3 protein-coding genes are annotated in these 2,963 nt (G+C 57.6%); 1 reads left to right on the top strand and 2 read right to left on the bottom strand.

Features of this window, described 5'->3' with window-relative positions:
- Nucleotides 1–1,046 (bottom strand): cytochrome ubiquinol oxidase subunit I (locus AC1D1P_RS19440; RefSeq protein WP_477674102.1); only part of this gene is annotated, 1,046 nt, incomplete at its 3' end.
- The gene (locus AC1D1P_RS19445; protein ID WP_477670055.1) at nt 1,046–1,702 is read right to left on the bottom strand and encodes a GbsR/MarR family transcriptional regulator; all 657 of its coding nucleotides are present in this window, start codon (nt 1,700–1,702) and stop codon (nt 1,046–1,048) included. The genes AC1D1P_RS19445 and AC1D1P_RS19440, both read right to left, overlap by 1 nt.
- A gap of 204 nt (nt 1,703–1,906) precedes the next feature.
- Here AC1D1P_RS19445 and AC1D1P_RS19450 point away from each other — a divergent pair, with 204 nt between their 5' ends.
- On the top strand, nt 1,907–2,431 hold the full coding sequence (locus AC1D1P_RS19450) for a hypothetical protein (RefSeq protein ID WP_477674103.1): 525 nt from the start codon (nt 1,907–1,909) through the stop codon (nt 2,429–2,431).
- The last annotated feature ends 532 nt before the right edge of the window (nt 2,432–2,963 follow it).

Consider the following 2,963-nt stretch of genomic DNA (forward strand, 5'->3'; position numbering starts at 1 on the left):
TTCCAGGGTGCCAATTGCCACGCGCTGGCCCAACTGACCAGAAGCATCAGGACGCCCACCCCCACCATGATGCGAAAGGCCCAGAACACCGGCGCCACCGGCGGATGTTTTCCCTCGAACTCGTTCAAGCCCTTGACCTCGCCGTCCAGGCTGTGCGTGAGGTAGAGCGATGCCAGCTTGGGAATGCCGATTTCATAGCGGTTGGACTTGGTGGCTTGGTCGGGCAGTGCAAACAGTACCGCGGGCACGCCTTTTTGGGTTTCCCAGATGCCTTCCATGGCGGCCAGCTTGGCCGGCTGGTGCTCCATCGTGTTCAGGCCGTGCTGGTCACCCGCAACGATCTGCAGCGGAATCAGCATGGCAGCCATGTAGATGCCCGTCTTCAGGCCGGCCATGACTTCGGCCCCGCGGTCATCACGCAGCCAGCGGTAGGCCGAAACGCCCGCCACCAGAAATGCCACGGTCAGCCCCGACGCCARCAGCATGTGCACCAGCCGATACGGAAATGAAGGATTGAAGATCACCGCCAGCCAGCTCGTCACATGCGCCTGGCCGTTGATCATTTCAAAACCCGCCGGCGTCTGCATCCAGGAGTTGAGCGCCAATATCCAGAAAGCCGACAGCGTGGTGCCACCCGCCACCAGCAGCGTGGCGATGGTGTGCATGGTCTCGCTCACGCGTTCACGCGCAAACAGCATCACGCCCAGCATGGTGGCCTCCAGAAAGAAGGCGGTGAGCACTTCGTAGGCCAGCAGCGGCCCGGCAATGTTGCCCACCTTCTGCATGTAGCCCGGCCAGTTGGTGCCGAACTGGAAGCTCATGGTGATGCCGCTGACCACACCGAGGGCAAAGGTCAGCGCGAAAATTTTCACCCAGAACTGGTAGGCGTCCATCCAGTATTGCGCTTTGGTTTTCACGAAGCGCAGCTTGAAATACAGCAGCACCCAGCCCAGCGAAATGCTGATGGTGGGAAAGAGGATGTGGAAGGTGATGTTGGCCGCGAACTGGATGCGGGCCAACAGGAATGCGTCTAAACCGTCCATCATCAACTCCTGTTTTCGTCGGGAAGGTTGGCAGCAGGTGCTGCGGGGCCGAGGAGCTCGCCGGAAGGCTTCGCCGCCACTTTGCTGGATGCGGTGCGGCCTGTCAAACCGGCCTTCACGCTACTGGCGACCTTGTCCTTCACTTCCAGCAGCTTCTGCACCTTGGCGCCCATCTTCATCAGGCTCATCAGCGTGGCCGAGTCCATCTTCTGCACATCGGCCAGCCAGCCCGTCATCAGCTCGATCAGGTCGTGCATCTGCTTCATGCGCGCCTGGGCGTGGATGTCATCCTGGTTGGCCGGGTGTTCCATCAGCGCATCGCGCAGCATTGAAAGCGTCGGGTCAATCTCGCGCTTGCGGCGTTCCTCGGCCAGTGTGCGGAAGATGGCCCAGACGTCTTCCGGCGCACTGAAATACTCGCGCCTGTCGTTCGGCAGGTGCTGCAACCGCACCAGGTTCCACGACTGCAACTCCTTCAGCCCCATGCTGACGTTGGACCGCGAAAACGCCAGCGCTTCGCCGATTTCATCGGCATTCAGGGCCCGCGGCGAGACATATAACAAGGCATAAATCTGCCCCACAGTACGGTTAATGCCCCACCGACTGCCCATTTCACCGAAATGGAGAACAAACCGCTGGGTTAAGGGGGCCAGATTCATGGTTTGGGTCTCTTTACGGCGTCTTTGGTTTATTGAATTTTCAGGAATTACTGAAATTCTAATAAATCCAGGGAGTTCACGCCAGGGGTTTGGTGGGTTGACCTTTGGAACCTCTGAAAATTGATAATGGGCTTTCGTCGGCAAGCCCTCCATTAGGGGTTTGCATTCTGAATTCAATTTATTTACCGGATTGGGCCATCCCATATGCCAGAACGCAGTGAACTCGAAGGCTTCATCCAGATTAATGGCATTAACCAAACCGGCAAGGTGGCCGTATTTGTGTCGGACTACGAAGCAGTGATCAGTGACACACGAGAGCCGTCCGGATTAATCAAGGAGAAGCTCTACCTTCATCCCTTCAATCTTCACATGCTCCGCAATTCCCAAAGCAACGTGATGAAAAACGGGTTTTTCTATTCAGTCTCCGGGACATCGGTCGGGTCGTATGCCCAAGGTCCCTTGGGGGATCCACGTGATTGCGAATTTAACCAGCGACCCGTCAAGAGATTTGACATTCATTCCCAGTACACCGCGGAACTGCTGACAGTGAAGATTGAAGGCACCACAGAAGCGGGTGTGCATGCTTTCCCGCAGAATCAAGGCAAGCCGTTGCCACCATGGGCATTCAAGATCCAGTTTGCCGTTCCGAGAAGTGATATGAAGCGATTTTTTGGATTCACCGACTTTAACTATCCATTTTTTGAGCAATTGCTTGATGGCTGTCGATAGGCGAAGGCCCGAATCACTGACGCTCGGCCTTTCATCCACACCACGCCCCATGTCCCAACACCTGGGGTTGAGCGCGCAAGAGTATGAGCTGCTGCTGCGCCCGCGGCGCTTCGGCATGCTGGTTTAGGCGGTTTTTTACGGTGGCGTGCCGGGTGCCCGCCCGTCACTTGCTATCAATTCTGGAGCTGATTGCCCAGATACTTGCTGGGCTATAGGCCGATTTGACTCATAAACGAGCGAAGCACAGAGCCGGGGATGGCAGAACCTGCAGCGAAACGAAAAGGCTGGCCACCCGGTCGGGTCACCGCTATTGGCAAGCCCGTCGCAACATGGGCATACTGGCCCGCCCATATACAACACCCTGTAAAAGGATTCCATGCGCCATACCACCACCGTCCTCGGCTTTTCCATCACCCTGGCTTTTGTGGCCGGGATTGCGCTGTCACCGCTGGCCCAGCACGCCCTGCCCGATGCGCATGCGCAGGCCGTGCCCCTGGCGCCGGCGATGATTGACCTCGCCGCGCTCAAGCAC

It is taken from the genome of Polaromonas sp. P1_E1_2 (assembly GCF_056406035.1).

Excerpts from the sequence above, each read along its gene's own strand:
- AC1D1P_RS19445 (WP_477670055.1), bottom strand. The coding sequence starts at position 1,702 with ATGAATCTGGCCCCCTTAACCCAGCGGTTTGTTCTCCATTTCGGTGAA.
- AC1D1P_RS19450 (WP_477674103.1), top strand. The coding sequence starts at position 1,907 with ATGCCAGAACGCAGTGAACTCGAAGGCTTCATCCAGATTAATGGCATT.